Source organism: Ancylobacter vacuolatus (genome assembly GCF_030813595.1).
GTDB classification, from domain to species: Bacteria; Pseudomonadota; Alphaproteobacteria; order Rhizobiales; family Xanthobacteraceae; genus Ancylobacter; species Ancylobacter vacuolatus.
Map to the genome: position 1 here is coordinate 1 of NZ_JAUSUH010000018.1, position 19,829 is coordinate 19,829.

Consider the following 19,829-nt stretch of genomic DNA (forward strand, 5'->3'; position numbering starts at 1 on the left):
CCGGGACCACCCGGCTTGCCCGGACCGCCCCAACCGGGACCACCAGGTCCACCCGGACCTCCGGGACCACCCGGCTTGCCCGGACCGCCCCAACCAGGACCGCCAGGTCCGCCCGGACCTCCGGGACCACCCGGCTTGCCCGGTCCGCCCCAACCGGGACCGCCAGGTCCGCCCGGACCTCCGGGACCACCCGGCCGGCCTGGACCGCCCCAGCCAGGATGGCCCGGCCCCCAGTTCGGCGGACGGGGGCCCCAGCCGCCGGGAGGCGGCGGACCCCAGCCGCCAGGAGGCGGCGGGCCCCAGCCCGGTCCCGGCCCCGGTCGCGGGCCGGGATAGGGACCCGGCCGGTAGGGCGGGCCCCAGCGGTCATAGGTCGAATACCAGGGCCGGCCGCGATAATAGGTTCCCCAGTAATCATTGAAGCTGAAAGCGACGATCGGCACGCCGATGGTCGGTGCGTAGTCGTAGAACTCCACGCGCCGGCCGCGATAATCCGTCTCGATATAGGCCGCCGCGACCCAGCCGCGCACATCGTCGACGGCCACGTCGCACCAGCTGTAGTCGCTGAGGCAGCCGAAAATGGCCAGCGGCGCGCCCTCGCCGAGCACCACCACCACCGGGTAATCCGTGCCGGGCCCGGCCCGCAAATTGACATTCGTCGTTACAAAACCACGGTCCTGCGCCACCGCAGCACCCGCAAGCGCCAGCCACAGCAGGGCGCCCGCCACCAGACTTTTCATTGAAAACTCCCCAAACGCTGCCGTTTCCGGGCAACGCCGACCAAGATCGAGGGAACCCGCCAGTTGAGGCGGATTCATGTCTGCCGCGGTTCGGCCGCCACGGCAACGCAGGTTTATTTCCAGCGGCTGTCGCGAAGCCCTCCGCGCCACCTGCCACAGCGTCACGTTGCGCGGGCCGGGCGAAGCGGACAGGATGCGCCCGCGCCGCCCCGCGCGGCGGCGCCCGCCCCTTGCACATCTTCTCCCACGGAAAGCGCCTCATGTCGTTCGGCACCTTGCTCGAAGCCTTCCTTCTCGGCCTGCTGGAAGGCTTTACCGAGTTCCTGCCCGTCTCCTCCACCGGCCACATCCTGCTGGCCGGCCATTTCCTCGGCTTCGAGAGCGAAGGCAAGGTGTTCGAGGTCGTGATCCAGCTCGGCGCGATTCTCGCCCTCCTCGTGGTCTATTTCCAGCGCTTCCTGAAGGTGCTGCTGACACTGCCGTCGAGCCCGCGCTCGCGCAATTTCGTCCTCGGCATTCTCGTCGCCTTCCTGCCGGCGGCGGTTATCGGCGCCTTCGCCCATGGCTTCATCAAGGAGGTGCTGTTCGAAACGCCGGCGCTGATCTGCATCATGCTGATTCTCGGCGGCATCGTGCTGTTGTGGGTCGACACGCTGAAGATGAAGCCGGTCTATGAGGACGCCATGGCGTTCCCGCCGAAACTGGCGCTGAAGATCGGCTTCATCCAGTGCCTCGCGATGATTCCCGGCGTGTCGCGCTCGGGCTCCACCATTGTCGGCGGCCTGCTGCTGGGCGCCAGCAAGCCGGCGGCGGCGGAGTTCTCGTTCTTCCTCGCCTTGCCGACCATGACCGGCGCCTTCGCCTATGACCTCTACAAGAACCACAACGCGCTGAATGCCGACGACACGGCGCTGATCGTGGTCGGCTTCGTTGCCGCTTTCATCGCGGCGCTGGCGGTGGTGCGCAGCCTCATCGCCTTCGTCTCCCGCCACGGCTTCGCGCCCTTCGGCTGGTGGCGCATCGGCGTCGGCGGCGCCGGGCTGGTGGCGCTGGCGCTGGTGGGCTGAAGGCAGCGCCACGCCCATAAAAAAAGCCGCCGGCGCGGGCGCATCGGCGGCTTTTCGATTTCCGGGGTAGAAAAGATCAGGCCGCTTCCGGCCGGGAGAACTGGCCGGCCTTGCGGTAGCGCCAGAGATAGCCCGGCAGGATGGCGCCGAGCGCGGTCGGCGCGATGCCCAGCCCTTCCAGCGTGCGCCCCTCGGCCTTGGCGGCCTCCGACACCACATTGTCATAGCCGAGCAGCCGTACCTGGTCGCGGGTGAGCAGCGGGTTCGGCAGCATTTCCAGCAGACGCGCGTTGAAGGAGGCGAGCCCCGACGGCATCGGCACCAGCAGGCGCTTGCGGTCGATCTCGGCCAGCAGAAGCTCCATCAGCTGCTTGAAGGTCAGCACTTCCGGCCCGCCGAGCTCATAGACCGTGCCCGGCCGCGCCTGCCCGTCCACCGCCTTGGCGAAAGCCTCGGCAACATCGCCGACAAACACCGGCTGGAAGCGGGTGCCCCCGCCGCCGATCAGCGGCAGCACCGGGGAAAGCCGCGCCATGGCGGCGAAGCGGTTGAAGAAATCATCCTCCGGCCCGAACACGATGGACGGGCGCAGCACCACGGCGCCGGGCACCGTCTCCAGTGCGGCCGCCTCGCCCGCCGCCTTGCTGCGGGCATAGAAGGCGTCCGAATCGGCGCTGGCGCCGATGGCGGAGGCGTGGATCAGCCGCGCGCCGACATCCTTTGCCGCCAGCGCCACCTGCTTGGCGCCGAAGGCGTGCACGGCCTCGAAGCTCTGGCGGCCGCTTTCATGCAGCACGCCGACGAGGTTGATCAGGACCTCGGCGCCTTCCGCCGCCCTCAGCACCGAGGCGGGGTAGCGCAGATTAGCCTGGACGGGGATGATCTGCCCCACCGCGCCGAGCGGCTGGAGATGGCCGGCGAGGTCCGGCCGGCGCACCGCCACCCGCACCCGCCAGCCCAGCCGCGCCAGCGCGCGCACCACATGACGGCCGACAAAGCCTGAGCCGCCATAGACCGTCACCAGCCGTTCCATCGGCGCGGCGCGGCGCACCAGCGCGGCCTCGCTCTCCAGCGGCAATTCCCTCGTGGTGTCGACCATGTGACGTCTCCCGGCCCGGCAGTGGCATGCCACGACGATTAGCGCGCCGCTGCGGCAGCGTCCAGCGTCCGCGCGCGCCGGCGAGCCGGGCTTTTGCGCGCACCGCCCCCGAAGGCGGACCGGCAGGCTGAGGGCGGACCGGCGCGGGACCGGGCGAGCGAGATTTCCACCGCTTCGTGGCATCTCGGGCGAAAGGCACGTTGACAAGGGGGAGTCCACACGACTATCTCTCGCCGCCGTGCCGCAAGGCACATGCCCAGGTGGCGGAATTGGTAGACGCGCACGGTTCAGGTCCGTGTGGGTAACACCGTGGAGGTTCGAGTCCTCTCCTGGGCACCATTTGACCGTCCGAGACGGTCCTGGGACTACCGAAAAGCCGCTGAAACCTTTTGGTTTCAGCGGCTTTTTCGTTTGGGACAGTCCAACGCGATCCGTTGGCATCCAACGCTTTTGTTGGCATATTTGTTGGCATCAGCGATGCCAACACCAACTGAATGCCAACACCCATGGCACTGACGGACACGGCCTGCAGAAACGCCAAGGCGACGGACAAACCCCAAAAACTGTCCGATAGCGGCGGGCTCCACCTGTTCGTCAGCCCCTCTGGCGGTCGGCTTTGGCGAATGGCCTATCGGTTTGACGGCAAGCAGAAGCAACTTTCTTTCGGCGCCTACCCCGCTGTGTCGCTCAAGGATGCGCGAGAGCGGCGGGACGAGGCAAAGGCCCTCCTCGCCGCTGGCGTCGATCCCGCCGCGCAGCGCAAGCAGGACAAGGCGGATAGCGACGCCGTGTCGAAGCACACCTTCCAGGCGCTCGCGGACGATTACCTTGCCAAGATAGCCGCCGAAGGCCGCGCCGGAGCGACGCTCAACAAGGCCCGCTGGCTGCTCGAAGACTTCGCCTACCCAGCCATGGGCGCCCGGCCCATTGCCCAGATCAAGCCCGCTGAGGTGCTCGAACTCCTCAAGAAGGTGGAGGGGCGTGGCACCTTTGAGACCGCACGCCGCCTACGGGGGATTTGCAGCCGCGTGTTCCGCTATGCGGTCAGCACTCAAAAGGCCGAGATCGACCCGACACATCCTCTGCGCGGCGCCCTCATCGCGCCGAAGACCCGACACCATTCCGCGATCATCGAGCCGACCGCGATCGGCGCCCTGCTCCGAGCGATCTATGACTATCAAGGCAACGTCCTCACGGCCGCCGGGCTGAAGCTGGCGGCATTCACTTTCGTGCGGCCGGGAGAGTTACGCCTGATGGAATGGCGCGAGATCGACGTGGAAAGCGCGGTCTGGTCGATCCCCGCCGAGCGGATGAAGATGCGTCGGCCGCACAAGGTGCCCTTGGCGCGACAGGCGCTGGCGGTGCTCGACGAGATTCGCCCCTTCACCGGCAAGGGCCGCTTTGTGTTCCCCAGCCTGCGCTCAGACGATCGCGGGATGAGCGAGAATACTCTGAACGCGGCCCTCCGCCGCATGGGATTCGACAAGGGCGAGATGACCTCTCACGGCTTTAGGGCCATGGCGGCGACACGGCTCAATGAGATGGGGCAATGGAGCGTCGACGCCATTGAACGCCAATTGGCGCATCAAGACGCCAACGCCATCCGCCGCGCCTATACCCACGCCGCCGAGTACTGGGACGAGCGCGTGCGTATGATGCAGGTGTGGGCGGACTATCTCGATGCGTTGAGGACGGTGCCGGCGAGGAAGGGCTGACGCGCGGGTTCAGGGACGCGCCAAGGGCAGAAGCTCGCGGCAGTTCTCTCGTATGATCGCTTCGGGGCCGGTAGCCGACTGGCAGGTTTCGGCCGCCGACCCGACTAAGCAGGCATTCGCAAGACTGCGCGAACATTCACGAGTGGCATGCTGCTGGCAAGGGTTGACCTATGCGCGCCGCAGCATGCCGGGAAACAGTTCAAAAAGTGGCGTGGCGAAACGCGAGCGAGATTGGTCGCGCGACGTTTGTGCGATTGGTCGCGCCAGCGCAAATTGGTGCGGACACGGACGGCCGCCGTTCACTCAAATTTCCTGCGTCTAGTCAACTTTTCCTGGCTATGGTCAAGCGGCATCGGATTTCCAGATTTGATAGATGGCCTTGCGCCGCTCGAAGGCCTCCGGGCCGCCTTCCATAATGGAGATAACGCTCGCTTGGCAGGCCTTATCATCAATGTTTCCGACCGATAAGACGATTTCATCGTCGGTGGCACTGCAAGTGACGATAGTCTCTGCGTCGCCCAAAACTGGAAAATTAGCATTATGGGTTGCGAAGATGAATTGCTGCTTCGGCTTGAGTCTGCGAAGGAGCTTCACCACCTCCTCGTATACGGTCTGGCTATCGAGATCGTCTTCTGGCTGGTCAATGAGCAAAAGATCATTCCCTTCCTGGCTCAGAAGGAAGAGCATCATGGCCGAGGCTCGCTGGCCGAGAGAATGCGAGGATAGCGCCTTGCCGTGATACGTCACTGCGTAGTTGTTCGGCACCTGATAGCCAGTAAGCTGATATAGGTTCTCCATGAAGAGCTTTTTGAACTCTTCTGACTTTCCTTTCGCGTGGGCAGATGCTTTGTCGAGGTCTCTGAAAATTTCACCAAAATCGGTATAGGTATTGCCGAGCGCGTCATAGTACTCCTTGCGCAGGTTATTGCCTCGAAGCAGCGTATCAATGTGACTCTTGAAGGCGCTGCGGTCCCCTTTGAACTCGGCCTCCACCCTGAGCGAGCCTTGTGATGTATTGATGATCTTCAACGCTGCCGCGATGAGCTTATATTCATCATGCCAAGCATCGTTTAGCGAGGTCAACGCCGTCACAATCGCATCGCGTTTGGATTTCTCCCTGCCCGTCCGCTTTGCAAGTTCGGCAATTAGCGCCTCAAGCTCTTGCTTACGCTGAGTGAGCTTGATGTAAGCATCCGGCTGGATTGACGTCACACCTTGCTCTTCGAGCGCCTTGACCAATTCGCGCTCCGTCCCGGCAAATTCCTCCTTCAATCCGTCCCTAACGCCTTCAAGCTCTTGGCGCAGCGCATCCAGATCGCCGGATTTGGATTTGATCGTGGCAGCCAGGGTTTTCGCCGAAGCAACGGTTGCCTTGAGTTCCTGCACCTTTGCTTCATAGCGCGCGAAAAAATCGGCGTTGTGCTCGGAGGAATGGGGCTCGACCGACTTGAAATCGTCCTCGGCCTTGGTCGCGATATCGTCAACGGCCTTTTGCCAGGCCTGGGTGGCCTCGTCGATGCCCTGGCAGTAGGTCAAGTCCTCGCTATAGGCCAGTTGCTTTTCGAGTTTGTCTTTGATGCCATGCTTGTCGAAATGCTCTAGGTTGAACTCTACGTCTTTGAGTTCATCCTCCAGCGCCTGCTTGTCCTCGGCATCGCTGCGGACTGAGTTGAAGCTTTCTATCGCTGTTTTGAGCTCGCCTGACCGTTCCGCGATTTTTTGCCGGACTGACTTCAGGCTATCCCCCACAAGTTTTTCGATGAGGTCGTGTCCAAAGCCCTTTCCGGCGGCAGAAAGGTCTTTCTGTCCAAAATAGAGAGGCTTGGCGATGATCGTTTCTTTAATCGAGACGCCCGGCCGCAGCGTACCATCAACATACACATCGGGCGAATGCCCCCAGATACGGCTTACCTCAAAACGCCCGCCGTGCCGGTCAGTCGCCTCAACAACGACTTTGCCACCGCTTTTAAGGACATGCGGCAGCAGCCCATTCTTGTAGTCCTTATCCTGCGCCTTCTCTCCGAAGGGGATATCGAGTGCGTATCGCACGCTCTCAAGAATCGAGGATTTGCCGCTACCCTGGATGCCGATCAAGCAATTCAAATGCGGGGAGAAGGTGACGCGCTTGCCGTCCAAGAGCCCCCCTTCAAAGCGGATGGCGCTGACATGGGAATGTTGAACCGCCGGGACCTCTGGCGAGACGCGAAAGCTGTGATCGGCGAGGGCGAACTTGACGGCATCGAAGCCAAGATCGCCGAGCTTGAGATAGACCTTCTTTCCCTTGCCGATTTCTTCAATCGCTTTGGCATCCGAGCCTTCGACTTCGGCTGGGTAGTGATCGCCCCACCAGCCCTTAACCTTCGTACGACATACTGCATCGGGCTTGTCATGCGTTCGCACCTTTTGGAAACCAAGGGCGTATTTCTGAATGAGCGGCTCGGCGGCAAGCTCTTCCATCCGTCCGCCGCCGATCTCCTTCCACAGGCCGCTATTGGCCTCGACATGAGCAAAGATAATGAAGAAGTCGCGGTTATAGGATTCCAAATTTTTCAGCGTTGCAATGAGGTCATCGTTGCTCCGTCCGTTTTCCTGCTCGTAGTGCGCGGGAACTTTGCCAGAAAATGTAACGCCTAAGAACTGATTGATATAATCTTGGCCGTCGGCCAGCCAAGCGTCGGAAAATACAACGAGAGTGTGGACCCCGTTCGCGCCATCTTTGACCGATAGCTCCACGCCCGGCAGTACACCGATCTCTGCCTTGCGCGCCCGTTTCCTCAGCGCTTTGAATTCATTCGCGTCAAATTTGTTATGGTTTGTGATGACGGCGAGCCGAATTCCAGCCGCCTCCAACGCGTCGATGTAGGCTGCAATGAAGCGATCACCGTCACCATCGTAGCGATACTCCTTATCCGCCCTTGTGTGCAGATGGAAGTCTGCCCGCACCCATTGCGCGCCATGCTCGAAGAGTTTTTGAATTGCGTCGCCCAAACTCTATATCCTTATACGAGACATCTCTCCCCGAGGACCAAGCCACTGTGGGTAGAGGCCAGAATCCGAGACCGTTCCGCTGTCGGCCGAGACTGAAAGATTGGGGGCGGATTGAACCTGTTGATATTTAGAATTAGGGCGTGGTCGACGGTACCGGAAATTGCTGTTCCAGGATCGCGGTAATCTCGGCGAAATATTCATTGAAAGCTATCCTCGTCGACCGTTGGCTCTTGGTCACTGCTGGATGGAGCGTGAAGCGAACATCGAAAAGGAACTCGTCCTCGCCGGTATCCAAGCCTGTCTCTGGTAGGAAGATGTAGACTCGGGAAGCTCGGAAGTGACGCATAACGTCATTGGGTAATTTCTCAAGGAGACTGAAAAACGCATTTACGTCCTCAACGTCAAGAATGAGGGTCGCGGTGAAAACGTTGTCGAACTGGAAATCGAGCTCGTCAGCGAGGTCGCTCCAATCGAACCGTCTTTCCAATTTCACAACGGATTCGCAGGAAGCGTTTATGCTCCGTACTACAGCTAGAAAGGGCACGCGTTTGAAAGCATCGACCATCGCGTTGAAGGCGGAATGCCGAAGATCAATGGCCTCTTTTTCGAAAAATCTTACCTCTTGAGCAGACTGCCAATACTCTTCCACTTCCACTTCCGCTTCACGACGCGTTCCACTGATAAAGTTCGGTAGGTACCGGGTGTAGTAGTCGTAGTGATCACTGTCATAATGATCGCTGTGCGCGTAATACTTTACGAGCTTAATATCCCAGCGATACATTTGGCCATCCTCCAGGGCCCAGCCATCATGCAACATATCTGCTAGCATCGCCTTTGTGTAAGCAGCTTTCTCATCATGAGGGCGCATGTAGTCGACATACCAAACGTATTCGCCACTTTTATCATTATACCAAACTGACCGCGGCCTGATGAAGTGGTCTTTTGGAAAATAAATCGTCTCGATTTCTTCGATTCGTCGGCTAATTCTGGGAAGGTGATAGTCCACCCTCGATCCAATTCGATTGGACAAATGGAACACATACCCCTTGTGATGTGCAACGAAATCATTGGGAGCCTCAGTGGCATAAATCTGCCACTCGCCACAGGACTTTGGCATGAAGCGTTGTGCGATGGCCCATAAACGCGGTCCCGACAACATACGCTGCAGCATAACACCGTCCCAATAGGTGGCCGTGACTGGATTCGCTGGATTGTTGGTCACACTCTCGAGTCGATTCACGACTGCAGACGACGGTTGCGTCGAGCAGACAAGAATGTAACCCGTCGCGTGATGATGCGTACATGAGTCTACGATGTTGTCGAGCTCTGCGATTCCCACGCTGTCCCCGCTGTGAGCTTTGTGCTTACATTGCACCAGCCAAGTTCTTGTCGACCTCACGAAGTGACTATCTATTGTTTCGGTGCATATCAAATCGCGCCCACCATCAGGCCCCTTACCACTCCACGCGACGTGAAGACCGTTACTGAATAGAAGTTCACGAACAAGTTGCTCAAACGCCTGCCCGTCTTGCGGTAGTTCCTTAAAGTCCACGATTTCCCTCCCCGACATGCAGATGCGCGACATGAGTAGGCGCTTTTCTAGTGAATCCAGCCATAATGATTTTATGCAGTCCTCTAACGCAGATGGAATAGTCAGATTTCCTTGAGCGAAAATTACATTAATTGATCTCATGCCGCGTCTTATCTGGCATGCGTATTTCTCTGGTGGCCTTCCGCAGCGTGGAGTACGGCGAGACGATGTCTGCTTCCGGGCATGCGCGATAATGGCCTCTATGGCCGACATCGGGGGCGCAATGCGGACGTCGCTGACAAGGTGCATCGAGGGGAGAATGGAATCATAGGCAGCGGCTCACGGCTCACACTCTGCGGCGACCGCGCGGCCGGTACCCGTGGCGTGGGCGAGGTGCAGTTCGGAGGGGACCATTTCGGCGTGCACCGCAGCTGAGCCGTTGAGCCTTTCGCCCGCAGGGCGCGCGGCCGCTTGCTCGCCGTGCGTCGTTGCCGAGGCGCTAGCCCGGATCAGCCACCATCCCGCAGCCGAGCCGCCGACAAACCCTCGCATGACGTTGTTGGCCATCAAGTCAATTCGGCAGGGATTTCCGGCCACTTCCGCAGGCGGTCGCTGCCGGCCACATTCAGAAAGACGTCGCATGTCGCAAAACACCTGTTTTTCGGCGATGCTGCCACAACTTTGAGCCGACCTTTGCCCGCGTACCGGTGTTGCCCCTTTGCTGTCGCTCGACTGCCCTTTCAGTGACGTCCGCTTTGCGCCCCCATTCCGGCCATTCCACTGACACTTGAGGCTTCCCGAACCCGACATCACTGTGGAGCAGTCGAGCGCCAGCAGATTTATGGGGCGCATGTATTCGAATCCCAAGCGATCCGCCACTTGCTCCCACGAAAGTGTTCTCCCGATCCGGGTGCGGTCGGATTTTTCTGTTATTTTCGGGGCTTGTCCGCTTGGAGTCCCGGAAGCCGTCTCTAAAGGCCGGTATTCTCTGGACCTGTTGCCTGCGCCGATTCGGTGAATTTCTCTTAGCAATCTGATATTGTTGAAACATTTCGGAGGGATGACCCGGCACCTCCACCTCACGGGCATTTGCCGCGTGGAACAGAAATCGAACTTTGCCGGGTGGCGACAGTGAAGAACCCGGATGAGCTACTCGCGCATGACCTTGTCCATTCGCCATGCGCAGTATGAACACATGCCGGCGTCATAGTTGAAGTCGTCTGGATTGAACTCTTCTCCGCACATTGAACATGTCAGATCAGCGCCTAGGCAGAGGACACAACCTTCTCCGTTTACCCAACTTTTACGATGGCATTCGGGACAGGTGGTGACTGGCGGTTCTCCGCCGTCCGTCATGGCGATGTATGCGTCGCTTGCCACAGACTCGCCGATTGCAGCCTCGAAAACATCCTCACGATCCAACGCCTCGCCGCACTCCGCGCAATCGATCTCCATTGCCTCGAAGCTCCGGTTGGCGGAATCAATCTGCCGAACGAGAGAGGATCCACAATTCGAGCATCTGAGTTCTGTGACCGCCTCAACGAGGGTCTCAAACTCCCAGTTTATGTTCCGGAACGATTCAATGCATCTCCCCTGCTGCTGATCAAAAACATCCTTATTCTCAAGAAGCGCCTTCCAGACACCATCTTTGAAAAGATGTGCGGGCTCCTCTTGAAGGTGCCCCACCAATAGCTGCTCGATGACTGGCATGGCCGAAGCAAGAGCTTCTTTCGCAATCGCAGGCTTCACCGTCGTGAACAGATGCTCGACATCATTTCTGATCCGAGCAAGCTCTTGGAGCTTTGACCAGTCGAGATTGAGCCCCAGCTCCTTGAAACGCTCCTCGATCTGTTGTCGGTCAACCGTGTTGCGGTTTGGCTTCTTGGGCACCATGAGAACGGAGCCACCGATCTTTCGCGGAACGAGATCCTTGTAGATCAGGGAGCCGTCTGTCCCTGGCGGCGACTCGTTCCAAAGCACCTGTTTGCATAGCAGCAGGACGCCGGCGTAAAGGTTCCGGATGGCGGAGAGCACACGACGCTCGTCGCCTGTCTGGTAGTCCTCAACTCCGAGCTCGATCGAAAGCACCGCGTTGTCGAGCAATTCCTTCATGTTCAGTAATACTCGCGAATGTAGCCGTATGCCTTCTCGAATAGCTCGGCGTCCTGATGCAGCTTGTAGCGGAAGAGGGTTTGGCGAAGCGCCTTCTTTACCTCGCGTTCACCGGCGTGCGTGGCCTGCCAGCCATCGAAACGGACCGCACGCACGATCTCGTCGATGTCGTCCGCGACCCGCTTCACCATCACGGGCGTGTCGCCGTTCCGAGCTTCCTCGAACAACTCGGTGAGCGCCGCCTTGCCACGGTCGATATCCTCTTCTTCCGGCGTCTCGCGCTCAATCTTCACCACGTCTTTCGCCAGCGCCAGAAGCTCCTTCAGGAAGTCGATCGACAGCAGAAGCCCCTGCTGATGCCGGTTCTTCAGGTCTTCCAGGCGTTCGCCCAGCGCCTTGAACTTCGGATCACCTGCGTGCCTCCGCAGCCGACCTGCCAGCTTGACCGATATTTCCTTGGCCTTCTTTTCGGGGTCCGGGTTTCCGAGGACGGCTTCGAGTAATTCGGCGTCGAGGATCAGCGTATCCAGGTCGTCGCGCACCGCGTCGACCCGGACGTTTTCGTGGATCAGCTCGATGGTTTTGGCGCCAAGCCGGTGCCAAAGCAGCCGCCCTGTGCCGCTAGAGGGCTTCAGTGACTCGTAGACTTGCGCCAGCCAGCGATAGTCGGTTTCGTACTGTGTCAGCACCGGATCAGGAGACAGCGCCTCCCAGATCCGCGCCAGCACGCTGAAATCGGCCGCAAAGGCGTCGCGTAGATCGTTGTTGGGGATGCATTCCTGCGCGGCGATCAGGCCCTCGTATCCGGTCAGGCTCCGGTCCGCGCCCGCGAAGTAAGCCAAGCACTTCTGCAGGGCGGCAGGCAGAGCATTGATCAGCTCGGCGATGTTCGATACCGCCTTCTGCACGCCCTTCTCGTCGAACTTCAGTGCCTGCGCCACGTCGTCGAAGATGCCGAGGTAGTCGACGATCAGGCCATGCGTCTTCTGCTCGCCATAGGGGCGGTTCGTGCGGCAGATCGCCTGAAGCAGCGTGTGGTCGCGCAAGGGCTTGTCCAGGTACATCGTCTGCAGGATCGGCGCATCGAAGCCGGTCAGCAGCTTGGACGTCACGATGATGATCTTCAGCGGGTCCTTCGGATCGCGGAAGCGGTCGAGCAGCTTCTCCTCGGCATCCCGGTCGCGTTTAAACGGCGCGTATTCCGGCTCGTTGCTGTTCACGGAGATCACTACGTCCGAAATCTCGGGCGGCAGCAGCTTGTCGAGTTCCTGCTTGTAGAGCAGGCAGCTTTCGCGGTCGAACGTCACCACCTGAGCGGCGAATCCGTTCGGGGCGACCTTTTCTTGAAAATGCTTGGCGATGTCTGCGCAAATCGCGCGGATGCGAGCGGGTGCCTTTACCAGGATCGACATCTTGGCCGCCGCCTTGCCCAGCCGATCCCGGTCTTCGTCGGTCAAGCCCTGCGTCAGTTCGGCATAGGCCTCCTCGATTGCCTTTTGGTCGATGTGCAGGTCCACCAGCCGTGGCTCGAAATGCAGCTCCTTTGTCGCCCCGTCGCGGATCGAGTCGTTCAGGCCATATCGGCTCATGTAGCCGCCTTCGTCCGTGTCGGCGCCGAAGGCATAGAAGGTGTTCTTGTCGGAGCGGTTGATCGGGGTGCCAGTCAGGCCGAACAGGAACGCGTTTGGCAGCGCGTCGCGCATCTTGCGGCCCAGATCGCCTTCCTGTGTGCGGTGCGCCTCGTCCACCAGCACGATGATGTTGTCGCGATCGTTCAGAACGCCTTCGGCCTCGGCGAACTTGTGGATCGTTGTGATCACCACCTTCCGCGCGTCCTTGGCCAGCAAATCGGCCAGTTCTTTCCGGCTTTCCGTGCGCACCATGTTGGGCATGTCGGCGGCATAGAACGTGCCCGAGATCTGGCTGTCGAGATCGATCCGATCCACAACGATCAGCACCGTGGGGTTCTTCAGCGCCGGATGCAGCCGCAGCTTGCGCGCAGCAAACAGCATCAGGAGAGACTTGCCTGACCCCTGAAAATGCCAGATCAGCCCTTTCCGCGGCTGGCCCGCAACCACCCGCGCGACAATCTTGTTGACGCCATCCACCTGCTGATAACGGGCGATGATCTTAATGCGGTGCTTGCCCTTCTGCGTCGCGAAGGCGGTGAAGCTGTCGAGCATATCCAGCACCATTGCCGGTCGCAGCATCGAGGTGGCGGCCTTTTCCACCGCACCCATCGTTTGCGGCCCGTCGCCGTCGCGCCAAGGGCCCCACATGTCGACCGGCATCCGGACCGAGCCATAGCGGAATTCCTTGCCCTCGGTCGCCACCGAGAAGACATTGGGCACGAACAGTTCAGGCACATTCTTCTCGTAGTCGTCATGCACCTGCAAGGCGGCGTCGAGCCAGCTCTGGCTGGATCTCACCGGCGTCTTAGCCTCGATTAGGACCAGCGGAATGCCGTTGACCAACAGCACCAGATCGGCGCGCTTTTCCGTCTTGCCTGCGCGGATGGTGAACTGCTGGGTGACGACGTAGCTGTTCTTCTCGATATTGTCGAAATCGATCAGGCGGATGGTGACGTGTTCGCCATTCGCGCCGAAGGGCATGGAGCGCTCGCCAAGCGCCCAAGCGGCAAACTCTTCGTTCGCCTTCACCAAACCATCGGACCGAGCACCCATAACGATGGCGCGCAAGCGGTAGAGCACGTCATCGGCCCGGCCGGGGTTGGCGGCAATGTCGGGGTTCAGGCGGATCAGGGCGTCGCGCAGATGGGGTTCGACCAAGACCTCTTGCGGCTGGCGAGAAAGGTCGGCAGGGGCGACGTAGTGCCAGCCCAGGCCCGCGACTCTGCCGCCTGCGCGGGCCAAGCCAGCCGAGAACTCCCGAGGACGTAAGGTCGAAGGACCAGCCAAGATATCGCGCAGATGCGCTTCAACGGTGTTCTCTTCATTGAAGCTGGCAATGCGACGGGCGCGTTCTCCCTGGAATGATGCGCTTTCCGCGCTAGGTTCGACCCCAGCCATCTTGATCGGCTCCAACAGAACCCGCAGTTTAGTTTGCGTTTCTGCCGAATGCAGCAGTCTGCTGGCTCCATCAGCAGGAACCGCAACGGTCAGAAGAATGCTGCCCTGTTTCACGGACACGGTGAGTACGTCTTTCGGCGAAGCGTCGATAACCGCGGCAATCGCTACAAGAATACGCTCCTTGTCCCTCTCGTAGTCGTCCTTGGTCGTGTCTAGCTTCAAGGTTACGAGCTGTTTTGGGCCGAAATCAGCCGGGATGCCTTTGTAGCGGGCTACCCAAGGCTTTTTCTTGTAACCCTCCAGCGTCTTGGTATCCCACTTCTGATCATGGGAAAGCTTGTGGCAGACGCTGCAGAGAACCACTAGGTTTTCGAATGAATGGTCCTTTGTGGCTGACCACGGGATGATATGCGCTTTCTCGAGCGAGACAGTCTCCCCGCACGCAGAGCAGCGATGCCCGCACTCAATCATCAAGTCCCGTTGTGTTTCGACAGGGATTGGCGGGCGCGTCGACATTACATTGGCAGCCGTTGATAGAATTTCAGACCACCGCAATTGAGGCCGATGGAGAATTGCGCGGGGCGGGCCGAGGCCGTGCCCGCGAGAAGGTCGCGCAGATGGGCTTCGATGGTGTTGGTTTGGGGGCAGGTCATCCAGTTACTCCCGTGAAACCAATGCGGTGCCTGCCAAGCTGCGATACAGCTCCTGCTGAACAATTAACCTGCGTTTTGTTTTGTCTATTTCGTCCTGAACTGCATTTACCTGCGCAACCGCCTCGGCCTGCTGATCAAGATTCAATAGCGGTATCGTCAGCTTCGAAATTAGATCGGTGTTCAAGTTCGGTTGGTCACCTCCGGCAGCAATTACATTGCGCAAATACTCTGTCATCCCAAAAGACGGAAATACAAAAATAGCGGATTTATTCTCGTATCAAGGTCAAGAAACGCTGCAACACCGTCATTCGCACAGCCGGTAATACGCAAGAGTTTAGGTACCCCTAGCGTCCAACCGCTATTCGACAGAATAACCGTGCCCGTAGGAAGTTGGCGGCTGAAGCTGGCCCCGAGTTTGGTTAGTTGCGTCTCAGTAGATTCCAGATATACCCCGTCATCTTTGGTGATCTCCCCAACGGTAATCCAGGGAATGTGGTTGCCACCAAAATAGCGCGGGTCGCCTGCTGGCCGTGGGGTTGAACCACGAACGACGTTCGAAACCTCTCCCAGCCGAACCAGTTCCGCGGCATCGGAACTATCACCACCAGTAACAGCAAGAACCACTGAAGCTCGAAGTTCACGCAGCCGGGATAGGAGATTTGCGGTCGCTTCGGTGGCGCTTCGACCCGCATTCATGACCTCCACCAATCGCGCCTGTTCTTGGATCGGTGGAAGGAGGAACTCGAAGCTTGCCACACTGGTCCAGTTGGTGCGCGGCGACAGCGACCCGGCCGAGGTGCCGACGGCATGATCGAAGAAGGCGTCGGTCTGGCACAGGAACGGCAGTAGTTCGGGCATCAGCCGGTCGGTCGCCGGTTCCAGCACATAAATGTCGCCGGAACAGACCCCCACGAAATCCGCCACCGCCACCTTGCGCTGATAGGCGCGGCGCTTGCCAAACAGAACCTGCCCCGGCTTGAACAGCGTGGTGAAGGTCGTGCCATCGGCCACGTCACCCCAACGCCGGATACGCAGATCGCCGGGTTCGATATGCTCCAGCCCGACGACGCGTTCGATCGCGGCCGCCTCGGGATCGGCCACGCGCGCTTTCGATAGGCGCACCACGTCGCCAAAGGCCACGCGCGTCCACCCCGCCTTGGAAACCGGTCGCTCAAGCATCGGCTTCCTCCGCAGGCGTCAGTCCGTCGAGCATGTCCACCAACGCGTCCATGCCCGACCAGAACTCGCGCCCTTCCTCGTCAAACGCCGCCCAGGTCGCCGCCAGCGTGGCGCCACCACCTGCGACCGCAGCCTTGGGCCGCTTCACATACCGCGCAATCGACAGGTTGCCGTCGGCGGCCAGCACATCGGCCACCTCCGCCACCGCGGCAAAACCGGGATCTTCAGCGAAGGCATGATAGGCCGACAGGATGCGCGCCTTATGCTCTGGCCGCAGATAGCTTTGTGCCCGTTCGCGCGCAATCTCGGCCACTGCGTCAACGAACAGGATGCGCCCCTTGCGGGCGTCGGGCTTCTGCGACCGGCAGATCACCACGCAGGCCTCCATCGGCGAGTTATAGAACAGCCCCGGCCCCAGCCCCAGCACGCATTCGACCCGGTCGGATTCCACCAGCCTGCGCCGCATCTCTGCCTCTTCATTGCGGAACAGCACCCCATGCGGAAACAGGATCGCGCAGCGTCCGGTCTTCGGGTCCATCGACGACAGGATGTGCTGGAAGAAGGCATAATCCGCCCGTCCCTGCGGCGGAGTACCAAGGAAGTTGCGGCCCCAGGAATCCTGCTCCCATGCGCCGCGGTTCCATTTCTTGATGGAATAGGGAGGGTTGGCGAGGACCACGTCGAAGGTGCGCAGCCGGTCCCCCTGCACGAAGGCGGGCGCGGCCAGCGTGTTGCCGCTGGCGACGTGGAAATCGTCCACGCCATGGATGACCAGATTCATCCGCGCGATGGCGGCCGTGATGGTGATCAACTCTTGCCCATAAATGCCGGTGGTGCGGATGTCACCGCCGCGCCGTTTCACCTCGGCCAGGCACGAGATCAACATGCCGCCGGTACCGCAGGTCGGGTCATATATGCTCTCTCCCGGCTGCGGCTCCAGCATCTGCGCCATCAGATGCACCAGGGTGCGGTTGGTGTAGAACTCCTGCGCGGTGTGGCCGCTGTCGTCGGCGAATTTCTTGATCAGGTATTCATAGCCGTTGCCAAGCTCATCCTCCGGCACGGCGGCAAGGGTCAGGTCGTGCTTGGAGAAATGCTCGATCAGGTTCTTCAGCGTGCTGTCGGGTGTCTGGCCCTTGTCGGTCCAGTTCGCGTTGCCGAAGACGCCCTGAAGGCGTTCGGGGTTCGCGGCTTCGATCGCCAGGAAGGACGAGAGCAGCCCCCGCCCTACATCGCGCGGCGCGGCGCGCACATCGTTCCAATGCGCGCCTTCGGGGATCACGAAGCGATCGTTCGCGGTTGCGGTCGCGTAGCCTTCATCACCGGTTTCGTCGAGGGCCTGCTGGTAATCCTCATCCCAGACGTCGGACAGGCGTTTGAAGAACATCAGCGGGAAGATGTACTGCTTGTAGTCGCTGGCATCGATGAGTCCGCGCAGCAGCGTGGCAGCGCCCCAGAGATAGCTTTCGAGTTCGCGTTGGGTCAGCCCGCTCATTGAAGCCACCCTCCGTCGACCAAGACCTTGCGCAGGTGATCCTCGGCCGCCCGGGCATCGGCCAGCGCGGTCTTAAACGACACGACAGCCTCTGGCAGCGGCGGTATGTCCTGGCCAATGGGCGGCAGGACGTAACGCGAGATGTTCAGCGTCCAGCCTTCCTTCTTGATCTCGTCCAGCGTCGCCACCTTGGCGCGATCCTCGACATCCTCGAAGGCGCGGTACCAGGCGACGATCTGGTCGCTGTGCTCCTGATCGAGGAAGTTCTGCGCCCGGCCTTTGCGGAACAGGCTCGAGGCGTCGATGATCAGTACCTTGTTCTTGCGGTCGTCGGGCTTCTTACGGCGCAGTATGACGACACATCCAGCCAGCTGCGTCCCGTAGAAAAGGTTCGGCGCAAGGCCGATGACCGCCTCGACCATGTCCTTCTCAAGCAGGGCCTGCCGGATCGAACCTTCGGCCGATTTCCGGAACAGCGCACCCTGCGGCAACACGACCGCCATTCGGCTGTCCCCGGTCGGAGCCATCGAAGAAATCATGTGCTGGACGAAGGCGTAGTCGCCATAGCTCTCAGGCGGGATGCCGTACTGCGCCCGGCCCCAAGGGTCGACCTCCCACAGGTCGCGCCCCCATTCCTTGAGCGAGAATGGCGGGTTCGCGATGACGCAGTCGAAGGTGGCAATCCCACCCGTGCTGGAATCCGTGAAGGCCGGGTTCCGCAAGGTGTCCTCGCGGGCCACTTGGAAGTCCTCGATACCGTGAAGAACCAGGTTCATCCGTGCAATCGCGGCGGTCGTCAGGTTTTTCTCCTGGCCATAAATCTTCCCGTAGAAGGTGCGCGGATCGCCTCCTTTGCGCATTACATGCTCGATAGCCCCAAGCAGCATGCCGCCTGTGCCACAGGCGGGGTCGTAGATGCTCTCACCTTCCTTCGGATCGAGGATCTCGACCATCATGCGAACGACGCTGCGCGGCGTGTAGAACTCGCCTGCCTTGTTTCGGCGGGTGACGTCGGCGAACTTGCCTACTAGGTATTCGTAGGCATCGCCGAGCACGTCGGTGCTGACGGTGGTGTTGCCGAGTCCGATCTCCGAGAACCCCTCGATCAGATCCTTCAGCAACTCGTCAGAGAACTTCTCCTTGTTGCCCCAGTCCGCCGAACCGAATACGCGAAACAGCGTGTCCGGATTGGCCCGCTCGACCTCCTGCATGGCCTTCTGGAGGGCCGCGCCGACGTTGGCGGGAACTTCCCTGATGTCGTTCCAGTGACAGCCTTCAGGCAGCACGAAACGGTGCACCTCCGCAAACAGGGAGGGGTCCGCTTCGCCATAGATATCCCGAGCCTCAGCCGTCTCTTCGTCCCAAACGTCGGAGATGCGCTTGAAGAACAGCAAAGGAAGAATATAACCTTTCCAATCCGTCCTATCGACAGCGGAGCCGCGAAGAGTATTCGCCGCGTCCCACATCGCAGATTTCAATTGCAGACCATTGTTCAACGAATCGTTCATTCTTCACTCTGAGCGCCACCAAGGGCTTTGGGAGCTACGCCGGCCTCGACCGCCTTCAGCCGTTCATATTCCTCGACCGCCAGCACGACGACGACAGTCCGCCCGTGCTTGGCCACCGCCACCGGCTCGGCTCGGGCGAGATCGATCAACCGTCCGAAGCCGTACTTCGCGTCTTTCGCGCTAAGGGTCTGCATTCGACTCCCCGCCAATGCCTTCACCAGTTTTGGCCAATTTGGCCTAATGAAGCAATAGCAACAGTGGCGTGAGATTGTGCCGTGAGATGGTCAGGTGCCGAAGAAGGTGTTCTTCTGCTCGATCCAGCTGATCGGGAACGGGTCCATAAGTCGCGCAAGCGTAACGACATCGCTCTGCCGTCCGTCGAGAACCGCCTCAATGATGCCAGGCTCGGGCTGCGTCAGGCGCAGGATGCGCGTCATGTAGGACGTCGCTATCCGCCCGCTCGGCCAGTTCGGCGATGGTAGCGAACTCACCCGACTCGAGCATCCGTTTCGAGCGGAAGGCGCGGGCCAGCGCCTTCACCAGCGTGCCGCGGCACCACCCCTCGACGCCTCAATACTCCTCCGCGAGCATGATGGTGAGGACGCGGCGGGTGCGGGCGGGGTCGGCGGGGTCTTCGCTGCCGAAGGTCAGGGTCGGGTCGCAATAGTCGATCTTCCAGAAAATGCGGCCGAGGCCATCCAGGGCGATAGCGC

At 60.4% G+C, this 19,829-nt stretch carries 15 protein-coding genes and 1 tRNA gene; 3 read left to right on the forward strand and 13 right to left on the reverse strand.

All coding sequences use genetic code 11. The features are described 5' to 3' along the window. Positions 1–740: SH3 domain-containing protein (locus tag J2S76_RS22850; protein ID WP_307064407.1), on the reverse strand; the 740-nt coding region annotated here is incomplete at its 3' end. Positions 741–1,000: 260 nt separating this feature from the next. Here J2S76_RS22850 and J2S76_RS22855 point away from each other — a divergent pair. Beyond that, positions 1,001–1,807 (forward strand): undecaprenyl-diphosphate phosphatase, encoded by an 807-nt coding sequence (locus J2S76_RS22855; protein ID WP_307064409.1) that lies wholly within the window; start codon positions 1,001–1,003, stop codon positions 1,805–1,807. 76 nt (positions 1,808–1,883) lie between these two features. Here J2S76_RS22855 and J2S76_RS22860 read toward each other — a convergent pair whose 3' ends face one another. Beyond that, positions 1,884–2,906, reverse strand: a complete 1,023-nt coding sequence (locus J2S76_RS22860; protein ID WP_307064411.1) for a complex I NDUFA9 subunit family protein — start codon at positions 2,904–2,906, stop codon at positions 1,884–1,886. 254 nt (positions 2,907–3,160) lie between these two features. Here J2S76_RS22860 and J2S76_RS22865 point away from each other — a divergent pair. Both J2S76_RS22865 and J2S76_RS22870 read left to right on the forward strand, forming a co-directional pair. Then, positions 3,161–3,245, forward strand: a tRNA-Leu gene (locus tag J2S76_RS22865). A gap of 167 nt (positions 3,246–3,412) precedes the next feature. Continuing rightward, a complete protein-coding gene (locus tag J2S76_RS22870; RefSeq protein ID WP_307064414.1) occupies positions 3,413–4,621 on the forward strand; it encodes a tyrosine-type recombinase/integrase in 1,209 nt (402 codons plus the stop codon). A gap of 342 nt (positions 4,622–4,963) precedes the next feature. Here the strand turns inward: J2S76_RS22870 and J2S76_RS22875 are convergent, their stop codons facing one another. The 11 genes from J2S76_RS22875 to J2S76_RS22925 form a co-directional block, all read right to left on the reverse strand. Next, positions 4,964–7,609 (reverse strand): TrlF family AAA-like ATPase, encoded by a 2,646-nt coding sequence (locus tag J2S76_RS22875; RefSeq protein WP_307064416.1) that lies wholly within the window; start codon positions 7,607–7,609, stop codon positions 4,964–4,966. Between the two features lie 133 nt (positions 7,610–7,742). Continuing rightward, positions 7,743–9,161 (reverse strand): restriction endonuclease, encoded by a 1,419-nt coding sequence (locus J2S76_RS22880; RefSeq protein WP_307064418.1) that lies wholly within the window; start codon positions 9,159–9,161, stop codon positions 7,743–7,745. 1,128 nt (positions 9,162–10,289) lie between these two features. Next, positions 10,290–11,252, reverse strand: a complete 963-nt coding sequence (locus J2S76_RS22885; protein ID WP_307064420.1) for a hypothetical protein — start codon at positions 11,250–11,252, stop codon at positions 10,290–10,292. A gap of 2 nt (positions 11,253–11,254) precedes the next feature. After that, positions 11,255–14,797 (reverse strand): HsdR family type I site-specific deoxyribonuclease, encoded by a 3,543-nt coding sequence (locus tag J2S76_RS22890; RefSeq protein WP_307064422.1) that lies wholly within the window; start codon positions 14,795–14,797, stop codon positions 11,255–11,257. After that, positions 14,797–14,934 carry a hypothetical protein gene (locus J2S76_RS22895; protein WP_307064424.1) on the reverse strand — a complete coding sequence of 46 codons (138 nt, stop codon included), beginning with the start codon at positions 14,932–14,934 and terminating at the stop codon, positions 14,797–14,799. Before J2S76_RS22895 ends, J2S76_RS22890 begins: the two co-directional genes overlap by 1 nt. A gap of 231 nt (positions 14,935–15,165) precedes the next feature. Then, positions 15,166–16,113, reverse strand: a complete 948-nt coding sequence (locus J2S76_RS22900; RefSeq protein WP_307064426.1) for a restriction endonuclease subunit S — start codon at positions 16,111–16,113, stop codon at positions 15,166–15,168. Then, positions 16,106–17,608 (reverse strand): type I restriction-modification system subunit M, encoded by a 1,503-nt coding sequence (locus tag J2S76_RS22905; RefSeq protein ID WP_307064427.1) that lies wholly within the window; start codon positions 17,606–17,608, stop codon positions 16,106–16,108. Before J2S76_RS22905 ends, J2S76_RS22900 begins: the two co-directional genes overlap by 8 nt. Then, the gene (locus J2S76_RS22910) at positions 17,605–19,116 is read right to left on the reverse strand and encodes a type I restriction-modification system subunit M (RefSeq protein WP_307064429.1); all 1,512 of its coding nucleotides are present in this window, start codon (positions 19,114–19,116) and stop codon (positions 17,605–17,607) included. Before J2S76_RS22910 ends, J2S76_RS22905 begins: the two co-directional genes overlap by 4 nt. Continuing rightward, entirely contained in the window at positions 19,113–19,310 is a 198-nt protein-coding gene (locus J2S76_RS22915) for a type II toxin-antitoxin system Phd/YefM family antitoxin (protein WP_307064431.1), read from the reverse strand. Before J2S76_RS22915 ends, J2S76_RS22910 begins: the two co-directional genes overlap by 4 nt. 90 nt (positions 19,311–19,400) lie before the next feature. Then, the gene (locus J2S76_RS22920) at positions 19,401–19,553 is read right to left on the reverse strand and encodes a hypothetical protein (protein ID WP_307064433.1); all 153 of its coding nucleotides are present in this window, start codon (positions 19,551–19,553) and stop codon (positions 19,401–19,403) included. A 133-nt stretch (positions 19,554–19,686) separates the two neighbouring features. Continuing rightward, the gene (locus J2S76_RS22925) at positions 19,687–19,824 is read right to left on the reverse strand and encodes a DUF3768 domain-containing protein (protein WP_307064434.1); all 138 of its coding nucleotides are present in this window, start codon (positions 19,822–19,824) and stop codon (positions 19,687–19,689) included. Between the last annotated feature and the right edge of the window lie 5 nt (positions 19,825–19,829).

What these genes read in the sequence shown, in the direction of transcription:
- J2S76_RS22860 (WP_307064411.1), bottom strand. Translation starts at nt 2,906, where the DNA reads ATGGTCGACACCACGAGGGAATTGCCGCTGGAGAGCGAGGCCGCGCTG.
- J2S76_RS22870 (WP_307064414.1), top strand. Translation starts at nt 3,413, where the DNA reads ATGGCACTGACGGACACGGCCTGCAGAAACGCCAAGGCGACGGACAAA.
- J2S76_RS22900 (WP_307064426.1), bottom strand. Translation starts at nt 16,113, where the DNA reads ATGCTTGAGCGACCGGTTTCCAAGGCGGGGTGGACGCGCGTGGCCTTT.
- J2S76_RS22855 (WP_307064409.1), top strand. Translation starts at nt 1,001, where the DNA reads ATGTCGTTCGGCACCTTGCTCGAAGCCTTCCTTCTCGGCCTGCTGGAA.
- J2S76_RS22905 (WP_307064427.1), bottom strand. Translation starts at nt 17,608, where the DNA reads ATGAGCGGGCTGACCCAACGCGAACTCGAAAGCTATCTCTGGGGCGCT.
- J2S76_RS22920 (WP_307064433.1), bottom strand. Translation starts at nt 19,553, where the DNA reads ATGACGCGCATCCTGCGCCTGACGCAGCCCGAGCCTGGCATCATTGAG.
- J2S76_RS22895 (WP_307064424.1), bottom strand. Translation starts at nt 14,934, where the DNA reads ATGACCTGCCCCCAAACCAACACCATCGAAGCCCATCTGCGCGACCTT.
- J2S76_RS22885 (WP_307064420.1), bottom strand. Translation starts at nt 11,252, where the DNA reads ATGAAGGAATTGCTCGACAACGCGGTGCTTTCGATCGAGCTCGGAGTT.
- J2S76_RS22915 (WP_307064431.1), bottom strand. Translation starts at nt 19,310, where the DNA reads ATGCAGACCCTTAGCGCGAAAGACGCGAAGTACGGCTTCGGACGGTTG.
- J2S76_RS22890 (WP_307064422.1), bottom strand. Translation starts at nt 14,797, where the DNA reads ATGTCGACGCGCCCGCCAATCCCTGTCGAAACACAACGGGACTTGATG.
- J2S76_RS22910 (WP_307064429.1), bottom strand. Translation starts at nt 19,116, where the DNA reads ATGAACGATTCGTTGAACAATGGTCTGCAATTGAAATCTGCGATGTGG.